At 53.8% G+C, this 24,772-nt stretch carries 19 protein-coding genes; 10 read left to right on the forward strand and 9 right to left on the reverse strand.

What is annotated here, in order from left to right:
* Positions 1–178 precede the first annotated feature (178 nt).
* From glmM to BUA28_RS02730, 4 genes are all read right to left on the reverse strand, one after another.
* Complete coding sequence (gene glmM / locus BUA28_RS02715; protein ID WP_072766575.1) at positions 179–1,540, reverse strand: phosphoglucosamine mutase; 1,362 nt, start codon at positions 1,538–1,540, stop codon at positions 179–181.
* A 54-nt stretch (positions 1,541–1,594) separates the two neighbouring features.
* Entirely contained in the window at positions 1,595–2,371 is a 777-nt protein-coding gene (gene folP, locus BUA28_RS02720; protein WP_072766576.1) for a dihydropteroate synthase, read from the reverse strand.
* 145 nt (positions 2,372–2,516) lie between these two features.
* Positions 2,517–4,412 (reverse strand): ATP-dependent zinc metalloprotease FtsH, encoded by a 1,896-nt coding sequence (gene ftsH / locus BUA28_RS02725; protein WP_072766577.1) that lies wholly within the window; start codon positions 4,410–4,412, stop codon positions 2,517–2,519.
* 161 nt (positions 4,413–4,573) lie between these two features.
* Entirely contained in the window at positions 4,574–5,194 is a 621-nt protein-coding gene (locus BUA28_RS02730) for an RlmE family RNA methyltransferase (RefSeq protein WP_072766578.1), read from the reverse strand.
* Between the two features lie 30 nt (positions 5,195–5,224).
* On the opposite strand from BUA28_RS02730, the gene yhbY reads away from it, so the two are divergent.
* Positions 5,225–5,596 (forward strand): ribosome assembly RNA-binding protein YhbY, encoded by a 372-nt coding sequence (gene yhbY, locus BUA28_RS02735; RefSeq protein ID WP_083569851.1) that lies wholly within the window; start codon positions 5,225–5,227, stop codon positions 5,594–5,596.
* Positions 5,597–5,643: 47 nt separating this feature from the next.
* Here the strand turns inward: yhbY and greA are convergent, their stop codons facing one another.
* From greA to BUA28_RS02760, 5 genes are all read right to left on the reverse strand, one after another.
* A complete protein-coding gene (gene greA / locus BUA28_RS02740) occupies positions 5,644–6,120 on the reverse strand; it encodes a transcription elongation factor GreA (RefSeq protein WP_072766580.1) in 477 nt (158 codons plus the stop codon).
* A 53-nt stretch (positions 6,121–6,173) separates the two neighbouring features.
* Positions 6,174–9,458, reverse strand: coding sequence for a carbamoyl-phosphate synthase large subunit (gene carB, locus BUA28_RS02745; protein ID WP_256598210.1), 3,285 nt, complete (start codon positions 9,456–9,458; stop codon positions 6,174–6,176).
* Between the two features lie 209 nt (positions 9,459–9,667).
* Positions 9,668–10,807 (reverse strand): glutamine-hydrolyzing carbamoyl-phosphate synthase small subunit, encoded by a 1,140-nt coding sequence (carA, locus tag BUA28_RS02750; RefSeq protein ID WP_072766581.1) that lies wholly within the window; start codon positions 10,805–10,807, stop codon positions 9,668–9,670.
* A gap of 160 nt (positions 10,808–10,967) precedes the next feature.
* Complete coding sequence (gene dapB / locus BUA28_RS02755) at positions 10,968–11,783, reverse strand: 4-hydroxy-tetrahydrodipicolinate reductase (RefSeq protein WP_072766582.1); 816 nt, start codon at positions 11,781–11,783, stop codon at positions 10,968–10,970.
* A gap of 171 nt (positions 11,784–11,954) precedes the next feature.
* Positions 11,955–12,701, reverse strand: a complete 747-nt coding sequence (locus BUA28_RS02760) for an outer membrane protein assembly factor BamE (RefSeq protein ID WP_256598211.1) — start codon at positions 12,699–12,701, stop codon at positions 11,955–11,957.
* Between the two features lie 53 nt (positions 12,702–12,754).
* On the opposite strand from BUA28_RS02760, the gene fur reads away from it, so the two are divergent.
* The 9 genes from fur (at position 12,755) to BUA28_RS02805 (ending at position 24,726) form a co-directional block, all read left to right on the forward strand.
* Positions 12,755–13,210: a ferric iron uptake transcriptional regulator gene (gene fur / locus BUA28_RS02765; protein WP_072766584.1), complete on the forward strand. Its 456-nt coding sequence runs from the start codon at positions 12,755–12,757 to the stop codon at positions 13,208–13,210.
* A 302-nt stretch (positions 13,211–13,512) separates the two neighbouring features.
* Complete coding sequence (locus BUA28_RS02770; protein ID WP_256325418.1) at positions 13,513–15,234, forward strand: acetolactate synthase 3 catalytic subunit; 1,722 nt, start codon at positions 13,513–13,515, stop codon at positions 15,232–15,234.
* Between the two features lie 3 nt (positions 15,235–15,237).
* A complete protein-coding gene (gene ilvN, locus BUA28_RS02775; RefSeq protein WP_072766586.1) occupies positions 15,238–15,729 on the forward strand; it encodes an acetolactate synthase small subunit in 492 nt (163 codons plus the stop codon).
* A 79-nt stretch (positions 15,730–15,808) separates the two neighbouring features.
* A complete protein-coding gene (gene ilvC / locus BUA28_RS02780; protein ID WP_072766587.1) occupies positions 15,809–16,825 on the forward strand; it encodes a ketol-acid reductoisomerase in 1,017 nt (338 codons plus the stop codon).
* Positions 16,826–17,092: 267 nt separating this feature from the next.
* Positions 17,093–17,866 (forward strand): CDP-diacylglycerol--serine O-phosphatidyltransferase, encoded by a 774-nt coding sequence (gene pssA / locus BUA28_RS02785; protein WP_371915201.1) that lies wholly within the window; start codon positions 17,093–17,095, stop codon positions 17,864–17,866.
* On the forward strand, positions 17,863–19,503 hold the full coding sequence (gene pgi, locus BUA28_RS02790) for a glucose-6-phosphate isomerase (RefSeq protein WP_218587210.1): 1,641 nt from the start codon (positions 17,863–17,865) through the stop codon (positions 19,501–19,503). The genes pssA and pgi overlap by 4 nt, the downstream gene beginning before the upstream one ends.
* A gap of 247 nt (positions 19,504–19,750) precedes the next feature.
* Positions 19,751–21,844 (forward strand): transketolase, encoded by a 2,094-nt coding sequence (gene tkt, locus BUA28_RS02795; RefSeq protein WP_072766588.1) that lies wholly within the window; start codon positions 19,751–19,753, stop codon positions 21,842–21,844.
* A 74-nt stretch (positions 21,845–21,918) separates the two neighbouring features.
* Positions 21,919–23,604 (forward strand): phosphoglucomutase (alpha-D-glucose-1,6-bisphosphate-dependent), encoded by a 1,686-nt coding sequence (pgm, locus tag BUA28_RS02800; RefSeq protein WP_072766589.1) that lies wholly within the window; start codon positions 21,919–21,921, stop codon positions 23,602–23,604.
* 204 nt (positions 23,605–23,808) lie between these two features.
* Complete coding sequence (locus tag BUA28_RS02805) at positions 23,809–24,726, forward strand: cation diffusion facilitator family transporter (protein ID WP_072766590.1); 918 nt, start codon at positions 23,809–23,811, stop codon at positions 24,724–24,726.
* Positions 24,727–24,772: the final 46 nt, after the last annotated feature.

Raw genomic sequence — 24,772 nt, forward strand, 5'->3', positions numbered from 1 at the left:
TTTATTACTATTCGGTAAGTTCAACATTTCCCCCGTTCACTTGTCGGATGATCAGATATTAGTCTTGAAGTATCGTCATGCTAGATCATTAGTATTACGGTCTTGTGACATTCCTTGTAAACCTCTGGATAAGTCCGTGCATGTCCGCGGGAATGTCTTGCACTGATTTATCAGCTTTTCATTCCGCTGCAGCGTTTCGCACAATATCCGCTATTTTTTCTGCCCAATGCTTAACCTTCTGCTTAGACTCACCCTCCACCATCACTCGTACCAGGGGTTCTGTGCCTGATGGGCGCAACAGCACGCGGCCGCTATCGTCAAGATCGCGCTCGGCATCCGCCTGGGCCGCCCTGATCGCGAGGTTGGCGCGCGAATCGAAGCCCTTGGGGACCTTGACGTTAATCAACCGTTGAGGATAAAGCGTGACGCCATGCGCAAGCTCCGGCAGCGTTTTGGCGGAGTCTCTCATGGCATATAGCACTTGCAACGCGGAAATAATGCCATCACCGGTGGTATGCTTGTCGATGCAAAGAATATGGCCAGAGCCTTCGCCGCCCAGTTGCCAGCCTTCTTTCTGCAAGAGCTCCAATACATGGCGGTCGCCGACGTTAGCGCGAGCAAACGGAATATTTAGTTTCCTTAAACCGTTTTCTACCGCCAGATTAGTCATTAATGTTCCCGCTACCCCACCCTTGAGCAACCCCTTCTGCTGGCGATGCTTGGCGATGATATAGATCAGCCGGTCACCATCGTAAAGCACGCCTTTTTTGTCGGCCATGATTACGCGATCACCGTCTCCATCAAGCGCAATGCCAATATCAGCTCGATGCAGCCGGACCGCTTCCTGCAGGGCGGCACTATGCGTCGCGCCGCATTCAAGATTGATATTGAGACCGTCGGGCTGCGCACCGATGGCAACAACATCCGCGCCCAGCTCATGCAGCACTGGGCCAGCAATTTGATATGTCGCACCATGAGCACAGTCAACTACGATGCGCAAACCACGCAAATCGAGATGATTCGGAAAGGTGCTCTTGCAGAATTCGATGTAACGCCCTCTGGCGTCATTGACCCTGCGCGCTTTCCCAAGCTGCGCTGACGGCATCGATTTGATGGGCGCCTTCAGTCCTGCCTCTATCGCATGCTCGGTCACATCGGGCAACTTCGTGCCCGCTGCGGAAAAAAATTTGATGCCGTTGTCTTCGAACGGGTTATGTGAAGCGGAAATGACTATGCCCGCCTGCAGTCGCAGTGCGCGAGTGAGGTAGGCTACCGCCGGCGTCGGCATAGGCCCGGAAAGCAGCACATCCACTCCTGCGGCGGAAAGCCCCGCTTGTAAAGCTGATTCAAGCATATACCCTGATATGCGAGTATCCTTACCGATCAGTACCGCTGGACGTTCGCCCTTGGATAGATGCCATTCCGACGACGCCAGGACGTTACCGGCAGAATAACCGAGGTGCATAACGAATTCGGGCGTAATAGGCATCTCTCCTACACGCCCGCGTATGCCGTCAGTGCCAAAATATTTTTTTGTCAATTGAATGTTCCGTGGATAGTTACTATAGTGGCAGCGCAAGCGCCACCCTGCAGTTTATTGTCGTTGTTCGATAATATTATAAACCGCTAGCGCATCCCTGGTTGCTTTCACATCGTGCACCCGCACAATTGCCGCACCCCTCGCCACTGCCAGCAAAGCGGCGGAAATACTGGCGTGAACGCGGTCATCCACCTGGTTGCCGGTTATTTTCCCCAACATTGCCTTGCGCGACAATCCTACCATTACCGGTACATCAAGATCGGTGAAGCGGTCGAGGTAGCGCAGCAACTGGATATTATGGTCGTGGGTTTTGCCAAAGCCAAAGCCAGGATCTATCACCAACCGCTCACGCGGGATACCTGCGGCTTGCGCCGCATTGAGGCGCTGCTGCAGAAAGACTTTCACTTCCGCCACCACATCATCGTATCGAGGGTTGATTTGCATGCTCTGCGGAGCGCCGCGCATGTGCATGAGGCATGCTGCCACGCCTCCGGCGGCAACCGCTTCAAGCGCGCCTGCTGCCTGTAGCGCATTGACATCGTTAATCATGGTGGCGCCCGCCTTTATCGACGCACGCATAACCTCCGGCTTGGATGTATCGACCGAAACAGATACATTCATGCCAGCCAAAGCCTCCACTACCGGAATGACGCGGCGCAATTCTTCTTCCACACTGATGGAGGTGCTGCCGGGACGAGTAGACTCGCCGCCCACGTCCAGCCAGTCCGCCCCCTGTTCAATCAGGCGTGCCGCATGGCGGAGCGCATGCTCGGTCGAGCCGCACAAACCTCCGTCAGAAAAGGAATCTGGCGTTACATTGAGGATCCCCATCACGAGGGCGGCGCGAGGATGATGCGCGTTAAATTGCGGGAATGGGGGCACGGAAATTTGGCGGTGTAGCCGTCAATTGGAAAAAGAAAAAGGCGGGACGAGCCCGCCTAATTCATTTTGTTCAGCTCGGAAATACCTTCAACGCTTAAACTTCCTGAGCTGGCGTCGCTGTTGGTGCTGGCGCCGTCGGCGGCGTATTGTCCCTGGGCGGCGTCGGCGTGGATTTGCTAGGCTTCGGGGCCCGGGGTGGACGGCCTTCCATTATATCGCCGATCTGATCAGAGTCTATGGTTTCCCATTCCAGCAGGGCTTTGGCCATCACCTCGATTTTGTCGCGATTTTCCTCGATGAGCCCTCGCGCCAGTGTGTACTGCATATCAATGATACGGCGAATTTCTACGTCCACCTTCTGCATGGTGGCTTCGCTGACGTTCTTGTGGGTGGTAACGGAGCGGCCGAGAAAAACTTCTCCCTCATTCTCCCCATACACCATCGGACCGAGGGAATCCGACATGCCCCATTGCGTGACCATGCGCCTTGCCATTTCCGTAGCACGCTCAAAGTCGTTGGATGCGCCCGTGGTCATCTGCCCCATGAATACTTCCTCGGCAATACGTCCACCAAACAAGACTGCAATGTTCTGCAGAATTTCCTCGCGATCCATGCTGAAACGGTCTTCCGTCGGTAACTGCATCGTCACGCCTAGCGCACGTCCTCGCGGAATGATGGAAACCTTGTGCACCGGATCGGTTTTGGGCAGCAACTGCGCCACTACCGCATGTCCGGATTCGTGATAGGCAGTATTGCGCCGTTCGCGCTCCGGCATCACAACGGAGCGTCGTTCCGCACCCATGAAGATCTTGTCCTTCGCACGCTCGAAGTCGTCCATATCCACAAGTCGCTTATTGCTACGTGCCGCAAACAGTGCTGCCTCGTTCACCAGATTGGCCAGGTCGGCACCGGACATCCCCGGCGTACCTCGCGCAATGATTTCCGCATGCACATCGGGCGCGATCGGTACCTTGCGCATATGTACGTGCAGTATTTGCTCGCGGCCACGAATGTCGGGGAGCGGTACCGTCACCTGCCGGTCGAAACGGCCAGGACGTAATAGCGCCGGGTCAAGCACATCAGGCCGGTTGGTAGCTGCAATCACAATAACGCCGGCGGTTCCCTCGAAGCCATCCATCTCGACCAGCAGCTGATTCAATGTTTGTTCCCGCTCGTCGTTCCCGCCGCCGAGGCCCGCGCCGCGTTGACGGCCGACCGCGTCGATTTCATCGATGAAAATAATGCAGGGTGCGTGCTTCTTGGCTTGCTCGAACATGTCACGCACTCTTGCCGCACCGACACCGACGAACATTTCCACAAAATCAGAGCCGGAAATACTGAAAAACGGAACTTTGGCCTCGCCCGCAATTGCACGAGCCAGAAGAGTTTTACCCGTACCCGGACTTCCCACCATTAATACACCGCGGGGAATCCGCCCGCCCAACTTCTGGAACTTGCTGGGATCACGCAAGAATTCGACCAGCTCGAAAACCTCCTCTTTGGCCTCCTCGCAACCCGCCACGTCAGCAAACGTTACCTGATTGGTGGACTCGTCAAGCATGCGTGCCTTGCTCTTTCCGAAAGAGAATGCACCACCACCCCGGCCGCCACCCTGCATTTGGCGCATAAAGAAAATCCATACGCCTATCAGTAGAAGCATCGGAAACCATGAAACGAAAATGTTCATCAGCAGCGAAGGCTCTTCTTCCGGCTTGGCATCAATGATGACGCCGGCCTTCAGCAGGTCGCTTACCATCCAGGGATCCGAAGGCGTGTAAGTGGTAAAACGCCGACCATCGGATTTGGTGCCTTTCAGCGTTCGTCCTTCAATGGTCACCTTGGCAATCCTGCCCTGCTTCACTTCGTCGATGAACTGCGAGTATTCCATCGGCGCCTGTGCCGCCTGTCGGGTGCTGAACTGATTGAACACCGTCATCAGCACCAAAGCAATCACAAGCCAGATGGCCATGTTTTTAATGAGATTGTTCAAGATAGCTCCTTGGCTTGCGCCGTCAAAATCCTTGAATGCTTCATTCTAAACCCATTTCGAGATTTATAATAGCCAGCATGCCCGCCATGGCTCTTATAGTGTTTCGTAAACTTGGTGTTTCGTAAACTCGCCTGCATATCACTTGCTTTCGGTTCAAGTACTCATTTCCGCTTCCCCATCCCCAGCAAATAGATTTCACTGCTGCGACCCCGGGATGCCTCAGGTTTACGTGTTATCACCCGACTGAATGCAGCACGCATTGCGCGTAAAAATTCCTCAAAACCGGAACCTTGAAATACTTTGACGAGAAAGTTACCATCAGAGTTCAATCGCTCCACGGAAAACTCCAAAGCAAGCTCCGCCAGATACATGCCGCGCGCTTGATCCGTTACTCCTATGCCCGTTATATTAGGTGACATATCCGAGATTACAAGGTCAAGAGGACATTTCCCGAGATGTATTTTCAATTCCGCCAAAATGGACGCTTCGGTGAAATCGCCTTGAATGAATGTGACGCCGGGCAAAGCCGCCATTTCCAGCAGATCCAGCGCAATCACCCTGCCTTTTCCAGCCAGTTTTTCTGCTGCCACCTGCGACCACCCACCCGGTGCCGCACCAAGGTCTACCACTGTCATGCCTGGCCGAAGCAGATGATCACGCTCGGCAATCTCGATCAGCTTATAGGCAGCACGTGAACGGTAACCTTCTTTTTTTGCCTGCTTTACAAAAAAATCATTCACATGCTCTTTCATCCAGGCTTTGCTGGTTTTGGAGGATTTCATCGCGTAAAATGGATGCTTTTCGGAAAACTTATGCTAGAACTCGCACTCGCGCGACGGCGAGCACTCAAGGCGCTTGCACATGCCATCAAGCCAATTGTCTGGATAGGCGGAGCAGGTTTGTCGGAAAGCGTTATCCATGAGCTGGATCAGGGGCTCAAAAGTCACGAGCTGATCAAAGTCAAAGTGTCCGGGGATGAGCGCGAAACAAGAAACGCCTTGCTGGTTGAAATCTGCGAGCGCCTCGGAGCCGCCCCTATACAGCATATCGGCAAGATATTGGTAATCTATCGTCCCAGGCCGGAAAAGATAAGTTCGCCCGGCATTACCCCTGGTCGCAATGACAAGAAGTCACGCCGGACCAGACCTGCCAGACATGGTTTACCGGGCGGCGCCCCGAGCTGATACGTTACTGCACATAGCTTATCGGAAAGATATAGATATAGCGATGCTCAAACATATCTCACGTCAAGAATCTCATACTCCCGCAATCCACCCGGCGCCATGACTTCGGCCACATCCCCGGGATACTTGCCGATCAGCGCGCGAGAAATGGGGGAGCTGATGGAGATTTTTCCCTCCTTGATGTCGGCTTCGTCGTCCCCGACAATCTGATAAGTTACCGTCGTCGCGTTGGCCATGTCCTCCAAATCGATAGTTGCGCCGAATACACAGGCGCCATCCGCATCGAGCAAAGCGGGATCGATGATCTGAGCATTGGAAAGCTTACTCTCTAATTCGGCGATGCGTCCCTCGATAAAACCCTGTCGTTCCTTGGCGGCTTCGTATTCCGCATTTTCGGAAAGATCACCGTGAGCGCGGGCTTCCGCAATCGCCGCGATAACGGCGGGACGCTGCACGGTTTTCATTTCTTGCAATTCGGCGCGCAGTTTTCCGGCGCCGACTACTGTTAAGGGAATTGTGCTCATAAGACTTTTATCACCACCTGTTTTGTTTTCGATTCGTTGACCGATCTATTTCGCTAAATTTGCGGCAAGTCCGTTCCCTGCGCCTCAAACCGGACATCCCCATCTCCATCTGCATGAAAGGATGCCGGCATCGCTCCTCGCAATCCGTGGAGTGTTTGCAAACTGTAGGCCTGCAACTCCTGCATACTTGCCATGCCGATGCAGGCAGCGCGTGCGCCTGCCAGCGTAGTGTAATATGTTACCCTTGCCTGCAACACTGCATGACGGATCGAGTAAGAGTCGTGAATCGCGCTCCGCTTGTCTTCCACGGTATTGATAATCAAAGACATCTCACCGTTTTTGATCATGTCCACTATGTGCGGACGCCCTTCCGCCATCTTGTTTACCGGCGTTACGGCCAGTCCGGCCAAGCTCAGGACCGCTGCAGTACCACGGGTAGCATAAAGCGTGAATCCCAGTTGTGCAAGATTGCGCGCGATTTCCACCACACGGGGCTTGTCCGCCTGGCGGACGCTGATGAAGACTTTACCCGAGAGCGGAAGTTTTACTCCCGCGGCCAGTTGCGACTTCACAAACGCTTCGGCAAACGTTTGCCCCACTCCCATCACTTCGCCGGTCGACTTCATTTCGGGTCCGAGTATGGTGTCTACGCCAGGAAATTTTATAAAAGGAAAGACAGCTTCCTTTACGGAATAATAGTAGGGAATGAATTCCTTGACTACACCCTGGCGTGCAAGCGTTATTCCCGTCATACAGCGCGCAGCAATTTTTGCCAACTGCAATCCGGTGGCTTTGGATACGAAAGGGACGGTACGAGAGGCTCTCGGATTTACTTCGAGTACGTAAACGGTACTACCCTGAATGGCAAATTGCACATTCATCAATCCTACAACCTTGAGCGCGCGCGCCATTGCCGAAGTCTGACGACGCAGCTCATCCTGGATTGGCGCTGGCAGGTTGAACGGCGGCAATGAACATGCCGAATCCCCTGAATGCACACCGGCCTGCTCGATGTGTTCCATGATTCCCCCAATCAGCACGGCTTCGCCATCGCAGATCGCATCCACATCCACTTCCACGGCGTCGTTCAGAAAATGGTCCAGCAGCACGGGGGAGTCGTGCGAAACCTTTACCGCCTGGTGCATATACCGTTCGAGATGCGCTTGCTCATGGATGATTTCCATGGCTCGCCCTCCCAATACGTAACTGGGACGAACCACCAGGGGATAACCGATTTCGCTGGCAGCGGCAATCGCTGCTTCCGCATTTCTCGCGATGCGGTTTGGCGGTTGTTTCAGCCCAAGCTGATGCAGCATTTTCTGAAAACGCTCACGATCTTCGGCACAGTCGATCATGTCCGGGCTGGTACCGATAATCGGGACGCCATTAGCCTCGAGATCGCGTGCAAGCTTCAGCGGCGTCTGCCCGCCATATTGCACGATTACACCCAGCGGCCTCTCCACCGCGACGATTTCGAGTACGTCCTCCAAAGTCACGGGCTCGAAATAAAGCCGATCCGAAGTATCGTAATCGGTCGAAACCGTCTCCGGATTGCAGTTGACCATGATAGTCTCGAAACCATCCTCACTTAAGGCCAGCGCTGCGTGAACACAGCAGTAATCGAACTCGATACCCTGGCCGATACGGTTGGGCCCACCTCCCAGTACCATTATCTTTTTCCTGTCGCTCGGCAGCGCTTCACATTCCTCTTCGTAAGTGGAATACATATACGCAGTACGCGTAGCGAACTCGGCGGCGCAAGTATCAACCCGTTTGTACACCGGGCGCAGGCCGAGATGATGCCGCCGTGCGCGGACCGCCTCCTGTGTAGCATTCATCAGCTTCGCCAGGCGCCGATCTGAAAAACCGCTGCGTTTCAATTTACGCAATGCATGCAAATCAAATGTATCCAGAGATTTTCCGACAACGGACTGCTCCTGCCTTACCAGATCTTCGATCTGAACCAGGAACCAGGGATCGATATGCGTATGCTCTTGAATTTCATCAAAAGCCATGCCGCAACGAAACGCATCGGCAACGTACCAGATCCGATCCGGACCCGGATCAGCCAGTTCGGCCGCGATCGTTTCGATATCTGCTGTTTTCTCATCCAATCCGTCTACGCCGATCTCCAGCCCGCGCAACGCCTTTTGAAGAGATTCCTGAAAAGTTCGTCCAATCGCCATCACCTCGCCCACCGACTTCATCTGTGTGGTGAGGCGATCATCGGCCTGTGGAAATTTCTCGAAAGCGAAGCGCGGTATTTTGGTGACGATATAATCTATGGATGGCTCGAATGACGCCGGCATTGCCCCGCCAGAAATATCGTTCCTGAGTTCATCCAATGTATAACCTACCGCGAGCTTGGCCGCCACCTTGGCGATGGGAAATCCAGTCGCTTTCGAAGCCAGCGCGGAGGAGCGCGATACCCGAGGGTTCATCTCGATTACGAGCATGCGCCCGTCCTGCGGGTTGATAGCAAACTGTACATTGGAACCGCCTGTTTCCACCCCTATTTCGCGCAACACCGCTATTGATGCGTTACGCATGATCTGGTATTCCCTGTCTGTCAGGGTCTGTGCCGGGGCTACGGTGATGGAGTCCCCAGTGTGCACTCCCATGGGATCGAGGTTTTCAATGGCGCAGATGATGATGCAATTGTCTTTCTTGTCGCGTATCACCTCCATCTCGAATTCTTTCCAACCGATGACCGATTCCTCGATCAGCAATTCCCGCGTAGGCGAAGCTTCCAGGCCGCGTTCGCAGATATCCAGAAATTCCACGCGGTTGTATGCAATACCGCCGCCGCTGCCACCCATGGTAAATGACGGCCGAATAATAGCTGGATAACCCACCATTGCCTGTACTTGCAGCGCTTCCTCCAGACTATGGGCAATGGCGGAACGTGCCGAACTCAACCCGATACGGGTCATTGCCTGTTTGAATTTCTCGCGATCCTCAGCCTTGTCGATAGCCTCGCGCGACGCGCCAATTAGCTCGACGCCGTATTTTTGAAGCACGCCATTCTTGGCGAGGTCGAGCGCACAATTCAACGCCGTCTGTCCGCCCATCGTCGGCAATAGCGCATCCGGGCGCTCAATGGCAATAATTTTTTCCACCATAGACCAGATAATGGGCTCTATATAGGTGGCGTCCGCCATTTCCGGATCGGTCATGATGGTTGCGGGATTGGAATTTACCAGGATGATACGATAGCCTTCCTCCCGCAACGCCTTGCACGCCTGGGTACCGGAATAATCGAACTCGCATGCCTGCCCGATAATAATGGGCCCCGCACCGATAATGAGGATGGATTTTATGTCGTTACGTTTAGGCATGGATGCAGTGAAATTTTTGGCGTGATATCGGTACGCTGCTTCAGGAAATTCTGGCTAAATTCCGTAAGAAGCACGTTCAGAAAAATCGGGATAATCACACGGGCATTGCAGGCCGCAGCCGCATCATTCTTCCTTTGGCGATGCCAGGGAATTCTATGCAGTGAGCGCCCGTGCCGGACCTATTCCGGAGTCCCTTTCATATTTGTATTTCAACCGTTTCTTTCCATCAATCCGATAAATTTATCGAATAAATAATCCAGATCGTGAGGTCCCGGACTCGCCTCAGGGTGTCCCTGAAAGCAGAATGCGCGCTGACCGGTCAGTTCGAATCCCTGCAAGCTACCATCAAATAACGACAGATGCGTAATGCGTGCATTCTTTGGCAGGGTATCGATATCCACCGCGAAGCCGTGGTTCTGGCTGGTAATCGCTACCGTTCCGCTGTCCAGATCCTTCACAGGGTGATTGGCGCCGTGGTGGCCGAATTTCATCTTTATGGTTTTGGCCCCACTTGCCAACCCCAGCAGTTGATGCCCCATGCAAACACCAAAAATGGGTACTTTTTCTTCAAGTAATCTTCTGATTGTGGCAATTGCATAATCGCAAGGCTCCGGATCGCCAGGTCCATTGGAAAGAAATACGCCGTCGGGCCGTAATGCCAGAATCTCGTCAGCGGTAGTTTGAGCAGGAAATACCGTAACCTTGCAGCGGCGGTGCGCCAGTTTGCGCAGCATGTTGCGCTTAATACCAAAATCCACCGCGACAACATGAAAGCGAGGGTTCTTATCGACCTGGTAATCGCACCCCAACCTCCATTCGCCTTCGTTCCATTCGTAAGGCTGAGTGCAACTCACCACTTTAGCCAGATCCATTCCCATCAGTCCGGGAAATTCCCGAGCGCATTTCAGCGCTTCAGCCTCATCGGGAAAACCTGCCATGATACAGCCTGACTGCGCACCTTTTTCGCGCAAGATACGCGTAAGCTTGCGCGTGTCAATATCTGCAATCGCCACTACCCCATGTTGCCTGAGGTATTCCGGTAAGGTCTGGGTCTGCCTCCAATTACTTGAGACGAGGGAAAGGTCCCGGATCACAAGGCCGGCGGCATATACGCGATCGATACAGCCGGATTCTGCGTCCTCCGGATTAGTACCTGTATTGCCGATGTGTGGATAAGTCAACGTAATGATTTGCCGGCAATAGGAAGGATCAGTAAGTATTTCCTGATAGCCGGTCATGGAAGTGTTGAATACGACTTCGCCCGTACTGACGCCTTCGAGGCCGATAGATGTGCCGCGGAAAACTGTGCCGTCGGCGAGTGCGAGAACGGCATACGGGCGTTGTGACACGGGAGACTCCTGCGAACGAGACAAGACATGAAAATGGGACAAGCTTCCCATTGTCCCATTTTATAAGTGCGAGATTATACTTCGAAAAGCTGCCTGCTTCAATGAAACCCCGGCAGTAACCCCCGATCGCGGAGGTGTGAACGGCATACCTGATACATGATTACTCGCGCAATCCCAGCACGTCCTGCATATCGAACAATCCGCTTTGCCTATCGGCAAGAAATCGCGCAGCACGCAGCGCTCCCTCGGCGAAAGTTGCGCGACTGCCAGCCTTGTGTGAAATCTCGATGCGCTCGCCTGTCCCTGCAAACATCACGATGTGATCACCGACGATGTCTCCGCCGCGCACAGTGGCAAAACCAATGGTGCCGGGCGCGCGTTCTCCGGTATTGCCTTCGCGTGCGTAAATTGCGATTTCGGAGAGCTCTTTGCCGAGCGCTCCCGCGATCACCTCGCCCATCTGCAACGCAGTGCCGGACGGTGCATCAACCTTGTGCCGGTGGTGCGCCTCAATAATTTCTATGTCGTAACCCGTGTTCACGTTTAATGCCTTGGCCGCCATTTCCAGCAATTTGAAGGTAACGTTCACACCCACGCTCATATTGGGAGCAAATACCATTGATATGTCTTTTGATGCAGCCTTGAGCTCTTCTTTTTGTTGGGTCGAAAAACCGGTTGTGCCGATTACCATTTTCACCCCTGCCGCACGGCACGCCGCCAGATGCGCGAGCGTTCCTTCAGGCCGGGTGAAATCAATCAGTACATCGGTTGCCCGCAACCCGGAAGCAACATCATCGGTAATATTAACGCCGCACGGCGCACCCGCCAATTCCCCCGCATCCCTTCCGAGAAATGGGCTACCGGTACGCTCCAGTGCAGCGCTCAATTGCATGTCCGGGGCTTGGGCGATAGCCTCGAGCAAAGCGCGCCCCATCCGGCCCGAGCTTCCAGCGATGGCAATATTCAATGTCGTCATTTATCCTAAATCCGCCCTTGTAGCGAGCGCGCCCCGGAAGGTGAAGCTCATGGAGCATGAGAAATCTTTTTTAGTTATAGCGCTTAATTGAAAAGAGCTGAAAAATGAGTGGTCAGCTGCCGGATTCAGGTTTATCCAAGCAATATCTTTTTCGGATCGCCCAAGGTGATCCTATTCTTTCTGCAGGTCTGCTTCCTTATTGCCCAAATCCGCCGATGGAGATGGCACCAGCTTGGGGCCGCGTTTTTCCGGCTCCGGCAAACCTGAAGCCTCACTCACATATGGAATTCCACTTGAGGCAGCCATACTGGCGGCAGCCGGCGTTTCGCGCTGGGCGGCGATATCGCTGGAAGCTGGAACACCGGATACTTCTTTATTGGAAGCGGGAATATCGGTCACGGCATGAGTCTCGGGGTAAGAAAGGCCTTCCTCTCTACTCGACGCAGGGATATCGGCGGGTATTTGATCAGCGCCCTCTTTCTTGGTAATTTGAGTGCTGCTTTCGTCCTTTACCATGGGCCTGGTTGACTCACCCGGCATGGAAGGCTCGACTGACGGCGGCTGAACAAAAGCAAGCGAAGGCGTAAAAGTGCCATTCGTGCGCACCAGTTTATCGCCTTCAAAAAAAACTGCCAGATGTCTTTGCTCGACCAGCTTGCCCTTCTGCTCAAGGCGATATACATAATCCCAGCGGTTTTCATGGAAAGCGTCACTAATCATGGGGGAACCCAGCGCGAAGCGTACCTGCGACCGAGTCATGCCGGGCTTTAGTTTGTTCACCATTTCCTGGGTAATGACATTACCCTGCTGGATTTCGATTTTGTAGAGCAAGGATGGAATAGACGAACATCCGGCGAGCAATAGCAAACCGACCAACGTGAGTATTCTTGCGCGCATCGCGACGACGTAGGTTTCCAAAGCGAACTCAACGTTATATGATACAGCAAATAACCTTACGGATGAATATAGCTATGAGCAAGCCAAACAATCTCAAAACCATGGGCTTGAAGGCCACGCTGCCCCGCCTTAGAATACTCAGCTTGTTTGAAAGCAGCGCGGTACGCCATCTCTCGGCCGAGGATGTTTACAGAACCCTCATCGGAGAAGGGGAGGACATCGGCCTTGCCACCGTATACCGGGTGTTGACCCAATTCGAGCAGGCAGGATTGCTCGAACGCCACCACTTCGAAGGCGGCAAGGCAGTGTTTGAACTTGCCAGCGACAGTCACCACGACCATCTGGTTTGCCTGCAATGCGGCAGAGTGGAAGAATTTTACGACGCTGAAATCGAGAAGCGTCAAATTAAAATTGCCAAAGATCGAGGCTTTGCCATACATGAACACTCGCTTTCACTTTACGCGGATTGTATTAAACATGCTTGTCCCTATCGAAAAACCGACGAAAAGGGCGGGAACGTGAAAAGCTGAGCTTAATTTTTTTCTGAAGCGTGCAGATTCAGGCTATAGTTATGCACTTGAATGCTCCGGATATCGATTCTTTAACCCGGAAAACGCTTAGATTCGGCTTGCACCATTTACGGTCCGCCGAATTTACCGTGCTCCTCGTTCTCAACTGATTGGGGCAATCTGTTCGATAAATCGACTTCCCGGGCATACGCGGCTATCAACCTGCCATGTCCCCGCTGACCCCTTATCAAAGCAGTTGACCAAAGACCACCTAAACATTACTGTTCAGCTTTTATTCATATATTTTTTGCTGTCACTCAACATTGGAAATTCAAGGAAGCATGAGCACGGAATTGACGGGCGCTGAGATTGCAGTGCGTTGCTTGCAAAAGGAAGGGGTAGACTATATTTTTGGTTACCCTGGCGGCGCCGTGCTGTTCATTTATGACGAATTGTTCAAGCAGGACAAGGTCAAGCACGTGCTGGTGCGGCACGAGCAAGCGGCGGTGCATGCAGCGGATGGCTACGCTCGCTCCAGTAATAAGGTAGGGGTGGCGCTGGTGACATCCGGACCCGGCGTGACGAACGCCGTAACCGGTATCGCCACCGCCTATATGGACTCGATTCCCCTGGTCATCATCAGCGGGCAAGTGCCAACCCATGCTATCGGATTGGATGCATTTCAGGAAGTGGATACCGTAGGCATCACACGTCCCTGCGTTAAACATAATTTTCTGGTTAAAGATATCACTGAACTGGCTGCCACTATCAAAAAGGCGTTCTATATTGCTTCCACCGGCCGCCCGGGGCCGGTGCTGGTGGATATTCCAAAGGATGTGAGCCAGCAGAAAACAGAATTTGATTATCCCGCGAGTGTCACCATGCGCTCCTACAACCCGGTCACCAGGGGGCACGCCGGACAAATCAGGAAAGCGGTACAGCTGATACTGGAAGCCAAGCGTCCGATGATCTACGCGGGCGGCGGCGTCATCCTGAGCGACGCGGCGGCGCAACTGACCGATCTGGTACGAATGCTTGGGTTCCCATGCACCAACACACTGATGGGATTGGGCGGTTATCCGGCAACCGACAAGCAGTTTGTCGGCATGCTGGGCATGCACGGCACCTACGAAGCCAACATGGCGATGCAGCATTGCGACGTATTGGTGGCGGTGGGCGCCCGCTTTGATGATCGAGTCATAGGCAACCCCAAGCATTTTTCCAATGAAGACCGAAAAATAATACACATAGATATCGATCCTTCCTCCATTTCAAAACGGGTGAAGGTGGATATTCCCATTGTCGGCAACGTCTCCGATGTCCTGGACGAGCTGATAAAATTAATCAGGGCGCGCAAGGAAAAGCCCGATCGGGTTGCTCTTGATGCGTGGTGGACGCAGATTGATTTATGGCGCGCACGCGATTGCCTCAAGTATGACCGCGCAAGCTCGATTATCAAGCCGCAGATGGTGGTGGAAAAGCTATACGAGGTGACCGGAGGTAACGCATTCATTACTTCGGATGTCGGCCAGCATCAAATGTGGGCAGCCCAGTTCTATAAGTTCGACCTGCCGAGGCGGTGGATCAATTCCGGCGGTTTGGGCACCATGGGTTTTGGTCTTCCGGCAGCGATGGGCGTGCAGTTTGCCAATCCGGGGGAAATGGTGGCTTGTGTCACTGGCGAGGCCAGCATCCAGATGTGTATTCAGGAACTGTCCACCTGCAAGCAGTACAACCTGCCGTTGAAGATCATTAATTTGAACAACCGTTACATGGGGATGGTGCGGCAGTGGCAACAATTTTTCCATGGGAATCGTTATGCTGAATCCTATATGGATGCGCTGCCCAATTTCGTCAAACTGGCGGAGAGCTACGGCCATGTAGGCATGCAGATCGACCAACCCGGTGACGTGGAAAGCGCGTTGCAAGAGGCCTTCAAACTCAAGGACCGGTTGGTATTCATGGATTTCATAACGGACCAGACCGAGAACGTTTTCCCCATGGTGCCCGGTGGAAAAGGTCTCTCCGAGATGATTCTGGTATAAACAATGCGACATATCATTTCTCTTTTGATGGAAAACGAAGCGGGCGCGCTGTCTCGCGTAGCCGGCCTGTTCTCGTCACGTGGCTACAATATTGAATCGCTGACCGTCGCTGCCACCGAAGACCCGACCCTGTCTCGCATGACGCTGGTTACCGCAGGATCGGATGACGTGGTCGAGCAGATAACCAAGCAACTGAACAAACTCATTGAAGTGGTCAAAGTGGTGGATTTGAGCGAAGGCGACCATATCGAACGCGAACTTATGTTGATGAAGGTGCGCGCGGTAGGAAAGGACCGTGATGAGATAAAGCGCATGGCTGATATTTTTCGTGGCCGTATCATTGATGTGACTGATAAATCATACACGATCGAACTGACCGGTACCGGTTCCAAGCTTGATGCATTTCTTGAGGCAATGGAACGGGGCGCCATCCTGGAGACCGTGCGGACGGGGGCCTCCGGCATCGGTCGTGGTGAAAGGATATTGAAGGTGTAGCAGCGCTCTGCGGAATGGCGAAATATTTCCGCTATCGCCTGACCCTGGTGTATTTCTATTTTTGTGCAGAAAGGAAACTATGAACGTTTATTACGATAAAGATGCCGACTTGGCGCTCATCAAAGACAAGAAGGTTACTATTGTGGGCTACGGCTCGCAGGGCCACGCCCACGCCAATAATCTAAGCGATTCCGGCGTAACGGTGACGGTCGGCTTGCGCAAAGGGGGAGCCTCCTGGAGCAAAGCGGAGAAGGCAGGTCTTACTGTAAAAGAAGTGGCGGAAGCCGTGAAGGCGGCCGATGTAGTAATGGTGCTGTTGCCCGATGAGCAGATCGCCGCCGTTTACGCATCGGAAATCGAGCCCAATCTCAAGGAAGGCGCCACGCTTGCGTTTGCTCATGGCTTCAATATTCATTATGGCCAGGTCTCGCCAAGAGAAGATCTCGACGTCATCATGATCGCTCCCAAAGGTCCGGGCCACCTGGTGCGATCGACCTACACACAGGGTGGCGGCGTACCGTCACTCATTGCCGTGCATCAGGACAAGTCAGGCAGGGCGCGAGATCTGGCGCTATCCTATGCCGCAGCCAACGGGGGCACACGCGGGGGAGTAATAGAAACCAATTTCCGCGAGGAGACCGAAACCGATCTCTTCGGCGAGCAGGTCGTGCTGTGCGGAGGCCTTACCGCTTTGATCCAGGCTGGCTTCGAAACCCTGGTTGAAGCAGGATACGCGCCGGAGATGGCCTATTTTGAATGCCTTCACGAGGTGAAGCTGATCGTCGATTTAATCTACGAAGGCGGCATTGCCAATATGCGCTACTCCATCTCCAACAACGCCGAGTACGGAGACATTTCGCGCGGCCCACGCATCGTTACCGATGCCACCCGGGATGAAATGCGCAAGATTTTGCATGAAATTCAGACGGGTGAATATGCGCGTGAATTCATTCTGGAAAATCGTGCCGGAGCGCCCATGCTAAAAGCCAGCCGCCGCCTTGCGTCAGCTCATCAGATTGAAACGGTTGGAGCGAAATTACGCGGCATGATGCCATGGATCAATAAGAACAAGCTCGTTGATCAGGCAAAAAACTAGGGAACGAAGAAACAACGGGTAGATCAATACGGATTTTTGACAGCTTCCGCTTTGCTTGAGGCTTGCAAAGCGGAAGCTGTCAGTAAAGCGGCTGTCGCCTAGCTGTCGAATTCGGGGGAAACTCATGAAAAGCTGCCGGATTGGTTGTAATGCGGATAGCCGGGCGCTTAACGTTGGGAATCTCCCGATTTCGGGTCCCGCGCAGCGACTGTTTACCAAAGGCTCATAAGCGCCTAACATGCATCAGTCTCCTATGGGATTGCACACATGATGCATGATCCTCATTCACGCCTCATACTCAAATCCAAACTGCGCCGTCGCGGCATTTATTTACTGCCCAACCTGTTTACCACTGCGGCCTTGTTTGCGGGATTTTATGCCATCGTGCAGGCGATGAACGGCCGTTTTGAACATTCCGCGGTCTCCATTTTCATTGCAATGGTGCTGGATGGGCTGGACGGGCGGGTAGCCCGGTTGACTCATACTCAAAGTGAATTTGGAGCGGAGTACGACAGCCTGTCCGACATGGTGTCATTCGGCGCTGCACCCGCGCTGGTCATATACGAATGGGCCTTGAAAGGCATGGGCAAACTGGGATGGATTGCAGCATTTATTTATTGCGTCTGTGCCGCGCTTCGCCTGGCGCGTTTCAATACTAACATAGAGGTCGTCGATAAGCGTTTTTTTCAGGGGCTGCCCAGCCCCGCCGCGGCTGCGCTGATTGCAGGACTGGTCTGGGTAATGCTAGACTTTGGCATAGCGGGTACGGATATCAGATGGCTCGCCTGGTGTATCACCCTATTCGCGGGCCTCACAATGGTCAGTAATATCCCCTATTACAGCGGCAAGGAAATCAATTTACGCAAAACCGTGCCATTCGTCACCGTTTTGCTACTGGCGCTGTTTTTTTTCGTTTTGATCCCGAGTCATCCACCGGTTGTGCTGTTCTGTCTCTTTTTACTTTATGCCTTGTCGGGCTATGTCATGTGGATGTGGCGGTTCACCAAGAGAAAAAGAATACCTGATGGGCCGCAACCGTGATTTCATTCGCGACACCGACTCTGACCGGGCGTCCCGCCTGGAAAGCGCTGGAAGTGCACTATCAGTCAATCAAAGCCCTGCATCTGCGCCAGCTTTTCGCGAATGATCCTACCCGCGGCGAACGATTTACAGCCGAAGCCGCCGGAATTTATCTGGACTATTCAAAGAATCGGATAACCGACGAAACGCTCCGGCTACTTGTCCAGCTTGCCGAGGAATGCAACTTGCGTGGTCGCATTGACGCAATGTTCAGGGGCGATCCAATTAATTTATCCGAGCAGCGTCCCGCATTACATATTGCCCTACGCGCCCCGAAGGGCGAACGAATTTGCGTCAATGACATTGACGTTGTACCCGAGGTGCAGGCGGTTCTGGACCGAATGGGCGATTTCGCTGACGGTTTGCGCACTGGGCAATGGCGTGGATATACCGGCAAACGAATTCGCAATATTGTCAACATCGGCATAGGCGGCTCGGATCTTGGTCCGGTGATGGCCTATGAAGCGCTACGTTATTACAGCTTGCGCGACATGAACTTTCGCTTCATATCCAACGTGGACGGCACGGATTTCAAAGAAGCCACGAGGGATATCGATCCCGAAGAAACGTTATTCATCGTCTGCTCGAAGACTTTTACTACGAAAGAAACGCTCGCGAACGCCAACTCGGCGCGTGAATGGGTTCTGGATAAGGTAAAAGACGTGCGCGCGGTGGCCACGCACTTCGTCGCTGTTTCGACAAACGCGGATGAAGTGGCCAAGTTCGGTATCGATACGGGCAACATGTTCGGTTTTTGGGATTGGGTAGGTGGCCGCTACTCGATGGATTCTGCAGTCGGCCTCTCGACGATGATCGCCATCGGGCCCGAGAATTTCCGTGCCATGCTGGCAGGCTTTCACGCCATGGATCAGCACTTCCTCACCACCCCGATCGAGAAAAACTTGCCCGCTCTCATGGGGCTGCTTGCCATCTGGTACAACAATTTCTTCCAGGCGCAGACAATTGCTGTGCTGCCGTATGAGCAATACCTCAAGCGGTTCCCGGCTTATCTGCAGCAACTCGCAATGGAGAGCAACGGCAAGAGCGTTACGCTCGACGGCGCTCGCGTTAACTACCAGACATCGCCCATTGTCTGGGGCGAACCGGGCACTAATGGCCAGCATTCTTTCTATCAACTCATACACCAGGGCACCCGCCTGATCCCGTGTGACTTCATTGGTTTTTGCCAGACTTTGCAGCCGCTGGGTAATCATCACGACATGCTCATGGCCAATCTGTTCGCACAGACTGAAGCACTGGCATTTGGAAAGACCCCGGACGAAGTGAAAGCGGAGGGGGTCCCGGATTGGTTATGTCCCCACCGAAGCTTCGAAGGAAACAGTCCAACCAGCACCATCCTTATCGAGCGCCTCACGCCTTACGCGCTGGGCACATTGGTAGCCCTTTATGAACACAGTGTTTTTACACAGGGATCGATCTGGAACATAGACTCGTTCGACCAATGGGGCGTCGAATTGGGCAAGGCGTTGGCTAAGCGCATCATGCCGGAACTGGAGAGTATCAGCGAGTTACCGCTGAAGCATGACAGCTCAACCAATGCACTGATACGACGCTACAACCGGCAAAAACTGAAATAGTTGCACGTCGCCCGTCGCGCGACCCTTACCTTGCCCCGTTCTTTATATATGGAATAATATCCGTCTCAAACCTGTTTTTTAATAACTCTGCAATTCAGGGGACTGCAATACTTTCATAGAGGATAGCGATACGCCGGGGCCTGCAAACGACAGACACAAGGGCAGACACAAGAGCGGGAGATTAAAAGTTTAAAGGGGCAAATCTTTTTCAGGCAAGCGTAGTGGCTTGCTCCACTGGAACCATGCCATGACCCAACAAACGCAATCAGACCAGCTTTGTATCAATACGCTTCGCACGCTGTCGATCGACGCGGTGCAACAGGCAAACTCCGGTCATCCCGGAACACCGATGGGCGCGGCGCCCACAGCATATTGCCTCTGGCAGCGCTTTCTTCGCTACGATCCGAACGATCCCGAATGGCTGAATCGCGACCGCTTCGTGCTTTCGGCTGGCCATGCCTCGGCCTTACTCTACAGCCTTCTCTATCTGACCGGTGTAAAAGCGACCAGTCCTCGTTATGACAAAGCTGACAGGCTGGCTGTGATGCTTGATGACCTTAAGAGCTTCCGGCAGGCGGGAAGCCGCTGCACCGGCCACCCTGAATACGGCTGGACCTCCGGTGTCGAAACCACTACCGGCCCGCTCGGGCAGGGCGCGGCCACGAGTGTTGGCATGGCGATCGCGCGCCAATGGCTGGCGGCAACCTATAACCGGCCCGGTTTCCAACTGTTTAACAATAATGTTTATGCACTCTGCAGCGACGGCGACATGATGGAGGGCATAAGCAGCGAGGCCGCGTCCCTCGCGGGGCATCTCAAGCTGGCGGATCTTTGCTGGATTTATGACGATAACCGGATCACCATCGAGGGATCAACCGATCTCACGTTTTCGGAAGATGTGGCCGCCCGTTTTGCCGCCTATGGATGGCATGTTGCGCGTGTCGGAGACGCCAACGACCTGGGCCAGCTGTCTCATGCTTATGAGTCATTCCTGAATACATCGGATCGCCCCACGCTTATTATCGTGCGTAGCCACATTGGCTATGGCGCACCTCATAAGCATGATACAAAGGAAGCGCACGGCGAGGCGCTTGGCGCTGAGGAGGCACGGCTGGCGAAAGAATTTTACGGCTGCGACCCCAATAAGCAGTTCGATGTACCGGAAGGTGTTCGGGAACATTTTAAAGCACAGTTCGGCGAGCGCGGAACCGCGGCACATGCGGCCTGGAAGCTGCTGCTGGAGGCCTACCGGGCACAATATGCCGATCTGGCCGAACAGATAGATTGCATGCAACGGCGCGGCGTGCCGGTGGGCTGGGATAGCGCATTACCGACATTTCCGGCGGATGCAAAAGGCATCGCGACGCGTGATTCATCAGGTAAGACGCTGAATGCGATTGCAGAAAAAATGCCGTGGTTACTAGGCGGTGCGGCAGACCTGGCTCCTTCGACAAAAACGGAACTGAAAGGGAAGGACACGTTCTACGGCAATTTTCAAGCGCCGGGGCAGGACGGAAAACCGGATAACAGTTATTCAGGACGAAATTTTCATTTCGGACTTCGTGAGCACGCAATGTGCGCTATCGCCAACGGGATGAGCCTATCGAAGCTGCGCCCCTACGCTGCGAGCTTTCTGATCTTTTCCGATTATGCCCGCGCGGCGATCAGGCTAAGCGCAATGATGGAAATCCCGGTTATCTACATCTGGACTCACGACTCGATCAGCCTGGGAGAAGATGGCCCCACGCATCAGCCAATCGAGCAACTTGCGTCTTTACGGGCGATGCCGGGGATGACTGTGTTACGCCCGGCGGATGCGAATGAAGTCGTCGAGGCATGGCGCGTCATCATGCACTATACAGATCGGCCGGCTTGCCTGATATTGACGCGGCAGGCCATACCCACGCTGGATCGCTCACGGTATGCTTCTGCAAGCGGGCTTTCTCGTGGTGCATACATACTGGCCGACGCGGAAAATTGCAAACCTGAAGTGCTGCTGCTGGCTACCGGCAGTGAAGTCTCGCTGTGTGTTACGGCTTATGAACAACTCAAGTCGGCAGGAATCAAGGCCCGCGTCATCAGCATGCCATCGTGGGAACTATTTGAGAATCAGAGCCAGGAATATCGTGACAACGTTTTGCCGCCCGAAATTCCGGCGCGTGTTGCAGTTGAAGAAGCTTCCACCTTTGGTTGGGAGCGTTACACCGGTGTAGCGGGATGCACTCTCGGCATGCGCAGCTTCGGCTTGTCGGCGCCAGGCAAGGCCGTTGCACAGCACTTTGGATTCGAGCCTGGGCACGTTGTTGCCGCAGCCCGGGAACAAATTGCACGTCATGCGTAGAAGAGTAGTTTCAAGGAAAACTGAATTCCGGTTGACGCTCTTGCGTCGGTTACCGCACGGTGAAGAGAGGCAGCATGGCCGCTGAAAAAATTACCGAAAAGATCAGTCCGCTGGCAGGGAAACCTGCCCAGACGGCAATGCTGGTAGACGTGCCCAAGCTTGTTACTGCTTATTACGCACTGATTCCCGATTGGACGGTGCCGGTACAAAGGGTCGCATTCGGCACCTCGGGACATCGCGGGTCCTCACTGGACGCAAGCTTCAATGAATGGCACATCCTGTCTATGACCCAGGCGATCTGCCTCTATCGCCAACGGCAACACATCGATGGTCCACTATTCCTTGGAATTGACACGCACGCGCTTTCAGAGCCGGCATATACCAGCGCACTTGAAGTGCTGGCCGCGAATGGCGTTGAAGTCATGCTGGCAAAAAATGGCGAATATACGCCTACCCCCGCTGTTTCCCACGCCATATTGACGTATAACCGGGGACGGACGGACGGATTTGCCGATGGCATCGTCATTACGCCTTCTCACAATCCGCCGGAGAGTGGCGGCTTTAAGTACAACCCGCCACACGGTGGCCCGGCGGGCGTTGAAATCACTGGCTGGATCGAAATCAAATCCAATGAGTTCCTGGAAAAGAATCTGGCAGAAGTGAAAAGAATGCGTTTTCAAAACGCGTTGCGCGCCTCTACAACACATCGGCATGACTTTCTCAACACTTATGTGAATGATCTTCATAATGTAATCGATGTAGACGCCATACGCAGCACGAATATCAGCATGGGAGTCGATCCGCTTGGCGGCGCGGGGGTCCACTACTGGAGCGCGATTGCTGACCACTACCGGCTCAATCTCGCGGTGGTGAACAATGTTGTCGACCCAACCTTCCGCTTCATGACAGTCGATTGGGACGGCAAAATTCGCATGGACCCGTCGTCGCGCTACGCCATGCAAGGCTTGATCAATTTGAAGGATCGCTACGACATTGCCTTCGCTTGTGATACCGACCATGATCGGCATGGTATCGTAACCCGAAGCGCAGGCCTGCTGCCAGCGGACCATTATCTTTCGGTGGCTGTTTATTATTTGCTCCAGTATCGCCCAGAATGGGGTAGTGGCATTGCGATAGGCAAAACAGTGGTAAGCAGCCAGATAATCGATAGGGTGACCGCGAAACTGGGCCGGAAGCTTTACGAAGTGCCGGTCGGTTTCAAATGGTTCGCAAATGGGCTGTGCGACGGCTCGCTCGGTTTTTGCGGTGAGGAAAGCGCGGGAGCATCTTTCCTCCGCCGGGACGGCACGGTCTGGACGACGGACAAGGATGGGATCATCCCCGCGCTACTATCGGCCGAGATCACCTCGCGCATGGGTCGGGACCCCGGTGAGATATACCGCCAGCTCGAAGGGGAATTTGGCCATTCTGTCATTAAACGCATCGATGCGCCCGCCACCCGGGAGCAAAAAGGGCTGCTGGCTAAACTTTCTCCACAGCAGGTCCACTCCTCGGACCTGGCCGGTGAAAAGATAAAGAATATTCTCACCCAAGCGCCAGGGAATCATGCACCTATCGGCGGGATCAAGGTTATCGCTGAAAACGGATGGTTCGCAGCGCGCCCGTCCGGTACCGAAGATATCTTTAAAATTTATGCGGAAAGCTTTCGGGGAACCGATCACCTGCATCATATCGTGGAGGAAGCGCAGGCAATTGTCGGTGACGCGCTTGCCGCAGCGTCCGATTGCAGACCTGCCTGAGATTATTGATGAATGCCAGGTTCTACGGCGCCGCAGCGTCCGGATACGGCCGAAAGGAACTGAGTAGAAGATACTTATCGGTTTGGCAGGCGTACATTCAAGCAAGGGAGCGACCTGAAATGTTTGGCTGAAGCGCTGAATTCGAAAAAGCGATTATTCGCCTGCTCATCAGCATTGTAATACCCAATCGTGGGCGGCAACGATATGGCTACCAGTTCGCCAAAAACGAAACTCGTCATTTATGTGGCCATTGCTGGCAATCTTACGATTGCCCTCATGAAATTCCTGGCAGCTGCACATACCGGCAGTTCGGCCATGCTGTCTGAAGGCATTCATTCCATGGTCGACACAGGCAATCAACTATTGCTGCTCCTCGGCGTCAATCGCAGCCAACAGCCTGCGGATTCGGGGCATCCTTACGGATATGGCAAGGAGCTTTACTTCTGGAGTCTGATTGTCGCCATGGTGCTCTTCGGAGTCGGTGGGGGGATGGCAATTTATGAAGGGACTATTCATATCGCGCATCCAAAGCCTCTTGAAGAGCCATTTTGGGCATACGCGATACTCGGTATCTCCGTATTACTGGAAGGAATCTCGTGGTCTTTTGCATTACGTGCGCTTCTGGCGGAAAAAGGGAAACATACTTTATGGCAGACCTTGCGTCGCAGCTACGACCCTTCCGTGCTGACAGTATTGCTCGAGGATACAGCTGCGCTGATCGGCCTGACAGTCGCCTTTGTCGGCGTATATCTCGCCCATCGTTTCGGCAATCCCTATTTTGACGGCGCGGCATCGATACTGATTGGTATAACCTTGTGCATCGTATCCGCGATACTGATCCGCGAGAGCAAAGGACTCCTGGTAGGCGAAGCAGCAACACCGGAGGTTGTGGCAAGTGTAACCACATTGGCCCTCCGCGATCCTGCGGTAATAGCAGTGAACCAGGTTCTAACTCTGGTGTTCGGCCCGGAGGAAGTATTGTTGAATATTAAAGCCCAATTTGTTCCTTCGTTGTCAGTGAATGAACTGGCGGAGATTGTTTCCCGGCTGGAATTGGCAATCCAGCGTTACCACCCGAGCATCAAGAGAATATTCATCGAGGTGGCACCGACGACTCAATGACAATTGAGGGGGGCGCAGGCGGAAGATATGCCGTACGTTCGAACCA

The sequence above is a fragment of the Nitrosospira sp. Nsp11 genome (genome assembly GCF_900142705.1).
GTDB lineage: Bacteria > Pseudomonadota > Gammaproteobacteria > Burkholderiales > Nitrosomonadaceae > Nitrosospira.

Excerpts from the sequence above, each read along its gene's own strand:
- greA (WP_072766580.1), bottom strand. The coding sequence starts at position 6,120 with ATGAGCACAATTCCCTTAACAGTAGTCGGCGCCGGAAAACTGCGCGCC.
- pssA (WP_371915201.1), top strand. The coding sequence starts at position 17,093 with ATGATGCATGATCCTCATTCACGCCTCATACTCAAATCCAAACTGCGC.
- BUA28_RS02805 (WP_072766590.1), top strand. The coding sequence starts at position 23,809 with ATGGCTACCAGTTCGCCAAAAACGAAACTCGTCATTTATGTGGCCATT.
- yhbY (WP_083569851.1), top strand. The coding sequence starts at position 5,225 with ATGCTAGAACTCGCACTCGCGCGACGGCGAGCACTCAAGGCGCTTGCA.
- ilvC (WP_072766587.1), top strand. The coding sequence starts at position 15,809 with ATGAACGTTTATTACGATAAAGATGCCGACTTGGCGCTCATCAAAGAC.
- BUA28_RS02730 (WP_072766578.1), bottom strand. The coding sequence starts at position 5,194 with ATGAAATCCTCCAAAACCAGCAAAGCCTGGATGAAAGAGCATGTGAAT.
- tkt (WP_072766588.1), top strand. The coding sequence starts at position 19,751 with ATGACCCAACAAACGCAATCAGACCAGCTTTGTATCAATACGCTTCGC.
- pgm (WP_072766589.1), top strand. The coding sequence starts at position 21,919 with ATGGCCGCTGAAAAAATTACCGAAAAGATCAGTCCGCTGGCAGGGAAA.
- dapB (WP_072766582.1), bottom strand. The coding sequence starts at position 11,783 with ATGACGACATTGAATATTGCCATCGCTGGAAGCTCGGGCCGGATGGGG.
- ilvN (WP_072766586.1), top strand. The coding sequence starts at position 15,238 with ATGCGACATATCATTTCTCTTTTGATGGAAAACGAAGCGGGCGCGCTG.
- carB (WP_256598210.1), bottom strand. The coding sequence starts at position 9,458 with ATGCCTAAACGTAACGACATAAAATCCATCCTCATTATCGGTGCGGGG.
- fur (WP_072766584.1), top strand. The coding sequence starts at position 12,755 with ATGAGCAAGCCAAACAATCTCAAAACCATGGGCTTGAAGGCCACGCTG.
- folP (WP_072766576.1), bottom strand. The coding sequence starts at position 2,371 with ATGGGGATCCTCAATGTAACGCCAGATTCCTTTTCTGACGGAGGTTTG.